Raw genomic sequence first — 7570 nt, forward strand, 5'->3', positions numbered from 1 at the left:
TCGTGCAACGGGCTCAGCGGCCCGGCGCCCATCAGCCGACCAGATCGAAAGCGCGGCCGCTAAGCGACATCCGAGTCGTCTCGATCGAACAAGCGGTCGCAGCGCCCCTATGCACGCGTCATCTGCTCGATCTCGGTGCCGACGTGATCAAGATCGAGCGCGTCGGCAGTGGAGACTTCGCCAGAGACTACGACCACGCCGTCAACGGCCAGTCAACTCATTTCGTTTGGCTCAACGCCGGTAAGCGCAGCGTTGCCCTCGATCTGAAACATCGTGCAGGCGTTGAGGTACTGCACCGGTTGCTGTCGACCGCCGATGTGCTGGTGTCGAATCTCGGGCCTGGCGCACTGGACCGGATCGTAGGTCCGCGAACGCTAACGCGTCGGTATCCGTCCCTTGTCCGGTGCGCGATCAGCGGATATGGCCCAGCCGGTCCGTACCGCGATAGGAAGGCATACGACCTGCTGGTCCAGGGCGAAGCCGGCGTCACACTGAGCACCGGTACCTTAGGAGCACCTGCAAAGGCCGGCGTCTCTCTCGTTGATCTCGCCGCAGGCAGCTACGCCCTCAGCGCCATCTTGGCGGCGCTGCTGAACCGCACGCGCACCGGACGTGGGACCAATCTGAACATCTCGATGTTCGACGCCATGCTCGAATGGATGACCCCGCTGCTGCTCATGCAGCAGCTGACCGGAGAAGTGCCCGAACCCGCCGGGATGCACCACGCCACCATCGCGCCGTACGGCGCCTACCGGACCTCCGACGGAGTGCTGATCAACATCGCTGTGCAGAACGATCGTGAGTGGCGCCGTCTCTGCTCGCTAGTCCTGAAAGCTGAAGGGCTGGCGAGTGATCCGAGATTTCACACCAACGAGCGGCGGCTCAGAAATCGACCCGAACTGGAGTCGACAGTGGCAGCGGCATGCTCACGTCACACCGCCGACGAGCTCATCACCACGCTCGATACTGCCGGCATCCCGTGGGGATATCTCAACGACGCCGCCCAGGTCCTCGCGCACCCCCAGCTGCTTGCCGCAAAGAAGCCGCGCGAGGTTAGGATGCCCACTGGCCGCACGGTGTCGCTGCCGGACACCGCACTGGCGCTCGGCCCCCGGCCGCGTAACCGCCAGATGGTCCCGGCGCTCGGCGCGCACACCCTCGAAGTCCTCGATGCGCTCGGCTACCCGACGTCCGACGTTGATCGGCTCGTACGCACCGGCATCGTCGGCGTCGGCGAGGACGCATTCGACGGCACAGTGGAGGAGACCTGATGTTCGTCCCGCTGACAGTGGGGGACTTCCTCGATCGAGCGGAACTCGTCTACGGCGACCGAGTGGCAATCGCGGACGAGCCGGATCAACCCGCGTCGAGCCTCGGTGCCATCACCTATCGCGAGATGGCGCGCTACGCGCGGGCCCAGGCGGCCCGCCTCGACGAGCTCGGGCTGCGGCCGGGGGAGCGGGTCGCGGTCCTGTCACACAACAGTGCCCGCATGATGATCTCGTTCTTCGGTATCTCGGGCTGGGGACGCGTCATGGTGCCGATCAACTTCCGCCTGACAGCGCCCGAGATTGCCTACGTCGTGCAGCACTCCGGTGCCGACCTGTTGTGCATCGACCCCGAGTTCGAGGACGTCGTCGCCGGGCTCAAGACACGACGCGTCATCGTCTTCGGCGACGATGACGCGCTGTACCGGCCCGGCGTCGAGCCGCAGCAATGGGCCGACGTCGACGAAAATGCGATAGCAAGCCTCAACTACACCTCAGGCACGACGTCGCGGCCCAAGGGCGTACAGCTGACCCACCGCAACCTGTGGCTCAATGCGGCAGTTTTCGGTCTTCACCTCGGATTGAGTGACCGAGACGTCGTGCTCCACACCTTGCCGATGTTTCACGCCAACGGTTGGGGAATGCCTTACGCGGCAACGGGTGTCGGCGCCGGCCATGTCGTTCTACGCCAGGTCGATGGTGCGGAGATCCTGCGCCGCGTCGCCCAATACGACGTCACGGTCATGTGCGGCGCCCCGACGGTGGTCGACAGGATCCTCGAGGCGGCCGCCACGTGGCCCGGGCCGCTACCAGGTCGCGGCCGCGTCCGGATCGTCGTCGCCGGCGCCCCGCCTCCGACGCGGACGATTGAGCGCGTCCTGGACGTACTCGGCTGGGAGTTCATCCAGATCTACGGCCTCACCGAGACCTCGCCACTCCTGACGATCAACAGGCAACGGCGTGAATGGGATTCTCTGAGCGTCTCAGGCCGCGCGCGTCTACTTGGCAGGGCCGGCGCGCCGGCCCTGGGAGTGCGGTTGACCACCGCCCCAGACGACGAGGTTCTCGCGCGCAGCAACCACAACCTCTTCGGCTACTGGCAGCAGCCGGATGCCACGGCGGAGGCGATCCGCGACGACTGGTTTCACACCGGCGACCGCGGCGAGGTCGGCGCTGACGGTTACCTGACGATCGCTGACCGCAAGAAGGACGTGATCATCACCGGCGGTGAGAACGTCTCCTCGGTCGAAGTCGAGGACGTTTTGACCTCACATCCGGCCGTCCGCGAGGCGGCGGTGATCGCCATCCCTCACGAAACATGGGGAGAGGCAGTGCATGCGCTCGTCGTGACCGACGGTTCGAACGTGACCGAAGAGGAACTCATCGCACACTGCCGCGCGTCACTGGCCGGCTACAAGGCTCCAAAGCGGGTGGAATTCAGAAGTGAACTGGCGCGTACGGCAACCGGGAAACTGCAGAAGTTCAAGCTGCGCATTCCGTACTGGACTGACACACATGGCATCTGACGTTGCCAACCAGCGGGAGTGAGATGCACGGGCAATGGGCCCTAGTTACTCGGAAATGAACATACTGCCACCGTTTCGTTTGAGGAGCGTGCGTTGACGACGTGTTTCGGCGTTCGTGATGGGCTCTGCGATCGGTCTGACCGCACCGCTGACAGCACATGGACGGCGGCCGACATACCTGATCAGTCCGGCCGTGTCGCAGTCATCACCGGAGCCAACTCCGGCGTGGGCTTCGCAACCGCGCACGAGCTGGCGCGCCACGGCGCGCACGTGGTGCTCGCCGTGCGAAATCCCTACAAAGGTCAAGCCGCAGCCGCTGCGATCAGAACGGCGATACCAAACGCAGATGTGATGGTTCAACATCTGAATCTTGCGTCTCTGGAGTCAGTTGAGCGCGCTGGCGCCGAGCTGGGCGGCCGGTTCGATCGGATCGATCTGCTGATCAACAACGCCGGGGTGATGGGCGGCGCGCGGTCGACCACCGTCGATGGGTTCGAAATGCACTTGGGAGTCAATCATCTCGGGCATTTCGCGCTGACTGGCACACTCATCGGACATCTGCTGGCGGCGCCGAACTCGCGCATCGTGACGGTCAGTAGTGCCGCCCATCGACTGCGCGCCCGCATCCGATTCGACGATCTGCACAGCCAGCGTAGGTACACAGTCAACCGTGCATATCTGCAATCGAAACTAGCCAACCTGTTGTTCACCTACCAGCTACAACATCGACTCAATGCGTGCGACAGTTCGACGATCGCGGTGGCGGCCCACCCCGGTGGATCCACGAGCGATATCACTCGCCATTCCACAACGCCGGTCCGACTTGTCAACCAGCTGTTACAGAGCCCCGCGATGGGCGCGCTACCGACGCTGCGGGCCGCCACCGATCCCTCGGTATCAGGCGGCCAGTTTTACGGGCCGCGCGGCTTCCTCCAGATGTGCGGTTACCCCAAAGTCGTCAGGTCCAGTTCGCACTCCCTGGACCTGCACCTGCAGCGCAGAATCTGGACGCTTTCCGAGGAACTCACCGGCATCGACTATCCCGCCTTCTGACCTGATGGAGAATGCGATTTACGGCGATCAAGTCTGTCGGCGGGGTTCGCCCGGGCCCCGGTTGCACGGCCGAATTGTGCACGGATTTGTGAACGAAACGTGGTGAAACGGCCTAGACGGCATGAGACCTCATTCGACGGCCGGGACGCGCCAATGGTTTAAGCTGCGAATTTGAGAATCGCGAGGCCGCGCCTTGACTGAACGTGAGCCAAAGCGCAGCTATCCCTATCGTGCATCGTCCGCCTGGGCGGACCCGCGAAAGAAGCTGCGCAGCTCGATGGCGATTGCGGCGACCGGGATACAGCGGCGCGTGCGGTATGTACTTGTTCCCGGCTCGGTTGGTGGCAGAAAACGGGTGAACCGTAGTCAGGTAGTACCGCAACTGATCGGCCAACCACGGGGTGCTACCTCGCGATGACACTGAACATCCGCACCTGACGTCCCGCCGCACTCACGAAGTCAGCCAGGAGCGGAGTTCGTCGGCGAAGCGCTCGGGCTGGTCCTCGGACAGGTAGGTGTACGAGTCGTCGATGGTGTGCAGTTCCCCGCCGAGCGTCTGGGCGTATCTCCTGGCGTGCTCGACGGGGAAGACGTGATCCTCGGTAGCCCATAGAAGTAACACCGGACTACGGAAATCGTTGGGCAATCGTATGGCCGCGGCTCGGCTGTAGCTTGCGTTCACGCTGCCGATAGCCTTGCGTCCGTCAAACCGGATCTCGCGCCGGTCCAGGACCGGGCGGATGTAGCCGTTCATCGCTGGCGCGTCGATCGGATACTTCGCCAGCCAGCCATAAGTGTTGCGCCAGCGCCAACTTCGTTGCAACCGGAGTACCTGATAGAGCGCGCGATAGGTCGCCGGATACGCGGCGGTGGCCTTCAGCAAGCCGAACCCTCCTGGCGTCGGTGGCCACGTGCAGTCCGGCGTTTCACACGAAGCCAGCACCAGCCGGCTGACTCGCGGCGGGGACTCGGCGGCCGCGATCTGGCAGTACGCGCCGCCGGAGTCGTTGCCGACAAGCGTCACGTCACGGAGGTCGAGCGCCGCGATCAGCTCTGCGATGAGCCGGGCGATGCCCAGCGGGGACAGGTCAGCGTCCCGCTCCATCGGGATGTCGTGTGAGCCAAGTGGCCAGTCCGGTGTCACACAGTGGAAGTCGTCTGCCAAGTGCGGCACCACTTTGCGCCAGATATTCGCATTCACGAGGTATCCGTGCACGAACACGAGTGCCGGACCTGAGCCGCACTCGTGGTAGCGAATCAACCCAGAGGACAGCCGCACGTCCTTGGCCACGCCCAGCCGAGAATCCCGCCAACTCATCCCACGAAACGGCGCCTGCCGAGGAACGGGCCGAGACCCGAACGCCACCAGGCCAACCACGCGGTCGGCCGGGTCAGCATCGTCTGGGCGATCGGCACCGAATCGAAGAAGGAGTCGCGCCGCGCGATTTCGCCGGACGAGGTGATCCAGATCTTGTCCACGGCGCGGAAGGCGAAGGGCTTCCCGCCGAGTGTGGCGGATAGTTCCAGTTCGATGAACAAGATGTCGTCGCGCCCGGCCCAGCTCAATACGTCGCCACGGAGGTCGGGTAGCAGTGCGAGCAGCCGGTCGCCCTCTTGCTGCCACATCTTGCGTCCCACGGTCGGCGGCAGCATGGGCTGATTCAGCACGACGTCCTCGATGAGAATGTGGTCCCAGGCGTCCGGTCCGGGGTGCGCCCACCCCTTGGTGAAGGCGTCGACGACATTGCGATGGACGGCGGGCCAGTCGGTGGTCACAGAACCCCCAGCTGCTGTAGTGCCTCGGCGATGTCGAGGTAGGTTTCCTTGCGCTGCACCAGATCTCCGGCCATTGTGAAGACGTCGATCGCGCCGAACTGGACGACCTTGCCGGTCGGCTGCACGACGATCGCGCCGAGCGGGAGCGGTACGGCCAGGCTCGCCGAAATGGTGTACTGGTAGACGTAGTGACCGTCGCCCACGGTCAGCTGGTCCGTCGTGGATTGCATGTCCGGCCACGTTGCCAGCAGCCCGGCGAACGCCGCCCGGACCGCGTCGGATCCGGTGATCTCCGGCATGCCGAGCAAGTGCAGACGGAACATGGTGTCCGGAGTGTGCATGGCCATGATGCCGTCGAGGTCGTGGCCGTTCCACCTCTGCCCGTATGCCTCGATGATCCGATGCAGATCGGTCTGGCAGGTCGTCATCAATGCTCCAGTCGATTTCCATGTAATGATTGCATGAACGGATCACCGGAGGTTAGCAGCGGAATCGTATTCCTGCAATGATTACAAGAACGGGTGGAATGAATCCTCGAACGCAACGCACGATCGATGCACTGCTGCAGGCCGCGGAGGAGATCTTCAACGAGCGACCGATAGACGACGTGACCGTCGAAGAGATAGCGGACCACGCCGGCGTCGCGGTTGGGTCGATCTACAACCACTTCGGGTCCAAGGCCGGGTTGCGCGCAGCGGTCCTGCAGCGTGCGCTGGCAGCGGACCGCACGTACATGGACCGCGCGTACACGGCCGATCGCACGGCGATCGAGCAGCTCTATGCCGCCTCCGAAGAGTATCTGGAGTTCTACCTCGCCCACCCGGACTACTTTCGAATGCTGGCCTACCCGGGTGATCCCGGGCACTACACCGCGGGGCACGAACTCTCCGAACAGCTCGCGAGGGCCGTCGACACGCAGAATCAGCGCATGGTCGAGGCACTTCGGCTCGGGGTCGAGGCCGGTGTAGTCCGCGCGCTGGCCCCCGAGGACGTCGCCACCATCCTGTGGGCAGCATGGAACGGTGTGATCAGCCTCGGGTGGCGCCCGGACAGCCTGCGTCGCAGCGAATCCGAGCTTCGCGGGTTACTGCACACCGCAACCGATGTCATCGCCAACGGACTCTTGGTTCGATGACTCCGCATGAGACCAGCGCCGTCAGGTCAGCGGTTCGCCGCCGCACTCGAAGCGGCGGGCCTGGCGGTAGTAGCTCAGCACGCCATCGCATTCGTCGAGGACGTCCTCGGAACCGCCGTGATTGCGGCTGCGGATGTGGTCGAAGTTCTCCAGATCGCCAACGGGGAACATGAAGTCGCTCGGATGGTAAGCGGGCCGCACGATGACCGTCGATCCGTCGGGCTTTTCGACGAACCGCTTCTGCCGCTTGCCGGAGAACTCAATCATCGTTCCCCGTTCCAGAGAAGTGAGGCTAATCGCTTGCGTGATACTGCACCCGGTGAATCCTGCTGAACCGCAACGAGATCGCCGTGAGCAGCGATGGCAGTTCGGCGGTGAGCAGCGTTAATCGTGGCCACGATGCTCCTTGCACAAATCCGCAGGCCTGGTGTGCGGGTTTCAACGCAATCGCAGGGTTCCGATCGCCGGTCGGTGTGTTCGTGCGGTGGCGGTTCTTTCAATCGTTGCTGACATGTTGCTGCCTTCCTGTGCTCGGTGGGGGATGTCCACTCCTGGAGCTCATGATCGAATCGCCCTGCCACGCTTGGGCACCAGTCAAGGTCCCGCAGGAGCGCGCAGATAGCGGGTAGCTGTTTTGCCTCGTCTGCAGTCGAATCTTCTCAGCTTCGTTCGCCTGCAAGGGTCTTTCAGGAGATATGTCCGTACCGGTAACCCGCCGTATTCGATTCAGTCGTATTCCAGCGATACCCGACAACGCCGCCACTGTCTTACAATTTGTAGTACGCTGTGACCTATGGCTGACACCATCACTT

9 protein-coding genes are annotated in these 7570 nt (G+C 63.6%); 4 read left to right on the forward strand and 5 right to left on the reverse strand.

The window, feature by feature from the left end:
* The first annotated feature begins 2 nt into the window (after window positions 1-2).
* The 3 genes from SLQ30_RS26775 to SLQ30_RS26785 all read left to right on the forward strand — a co-directional run bounded on the left by SLQ30_RS26775 (window position 3) and on the right by SLQ30_RS26785 (window position 3847).
* Window positions 3-1271 carry a CaiB/BaiF CoA-transferase family protein gene (locus tag SLQ30_RS26775; protein ID WP_319449700.1) on the forward strand — a complete coding sequence of 423 codons (1269 nt, stop codon included), beginning with the start codon at window positions 3-5 and terminating at the stop codon, window positions 1269-1271.
* A complete protein-coding gene (locus SLQ30_RS26780) occupies window positions 1271-2794 on the forward strand; it encodes an AMP-binding protein (protein ID WP_319449699.1) in 1524 nt (507 codons plus the stop codon). Before SLQ30_RS26775 ends, SLQ30_RS26780 begins: the two co-directional genes overlap by 1 nt.
* Window positions 2795-2887: 93 nt before the next feature.
* A complete protein-coding gene (locus SLQ30_RS26785) occupies window positions 2888-3847 on the forward strand; it encodes an oxidoreductase (RefSeq protein WP_319449698.1) in 960 nt (319 codons plus the stop codon).
* Between the two features lie 451 nt (window positions 3848-4298).
* On the opposite strand, the gene SLQ30_RS26790 is transcribed toward SLQ30_RS26785, so the two are convergent.
* Genes SLQ30_RS26790 through SLQ30_RS26800 form a run of 3 tightly spaced genes read right to left on the reverse strand, consistent with a single transcriptional unit; the run spans window position 4299 to window position 6051 of the window.
* Window positions 4299-5165, reverse strand: coding sequence for an alpha/beta hydrolase (locus SLQ30_RS26790; RefSeq protein ID WP_319449697.1), 867 nt, complete (start codon window positions 5163-5165; stop codon window positions 4299-4301).
* Window positions 5162-5623: a nuclear transport factor 2 family protein gene (locus tag SLQ30_RS26795; protein WP_319449696.1), complete on the reverse strand. Its 462-nt coding sequence runs from the start codon at window positions 5621-5623 to the stop codon at window positions 5162-5164. Before SLQ30_RS26795 ends, SLQ30_RS26790 begins: the two co-directional genes overlap by 4 nt.
* Entirely contained in the window at window positions 5620-6051 is a 432-nt protein-coding gene (locus SLQ30_RS26800; protein ID WP_319449695.1) for a nuclear transport factor 2 family protein, read from the reverse strand. Before SLQ30_RS26800 ends, SLQ30_RS26795 begins: the two co-directional genes overlap by 4 nt.
* A gap of 98 nt (window positions 6052-6149) precedes the next feature.
* Here SLQ30_RS26800 and SLQ30_RS26805 point away from each other — a divergent pair, with 98 nt between their 5' ends.
* A complete protein-coding gene (locus SLQ30_RS26805; RefSeq protein ID WP_319449694.1) occupies window positions 6150-6758 on the forward strand; it encodes a TetR/AcrR family transcriptional regulator in 609 nt (202 codons plus the stop codon).
* 21 nt (window positions 6759-6779) lie between these two features.
* Here the strand turns inward: SLQ30_RS26805 and SLQ30_RS26810 are convergent, their stop codons facing one another.
* Both SLQ30_RS26810 and SLQ30_RS26815 read right to left on the reverse strand, forming a co-directional pair.
* Window positions 6780-7025 carry a hypothetical protein gene (locus SLQ30_RS26810; RefSeq protein WP_319449693.1) on the reverse strand — a complete coding sequence of 82 codons (246 nt, stop codon included), beginning with the start codon at window positions 7023-7025 and terminating at the stop codon, window positions 6780-6782.
* Window positions 7026-7050: 25 nt separating this feature from the next.
* Window positions 7051-7170, reverse strand: a complete 120-nt coding sequence (locus SLQ30_RS26815) for a DUF5994 family protein (RefSeq protein ID WP_319449692.1) — start codon at window positions 7168-7170, stop codon at window positions 7051-7053.
* Window positions 7171-7570: the final 400 nt, after the last annotated feature.

This window comes from Mycobacterium sp. RTGN4 (assembly GCF_033804635.1).
GTDB lineage: Bacteria > Actinomycetota > Actinomycetes > Mycobacteriales > Mycobacteriaceae > Mycobacterium.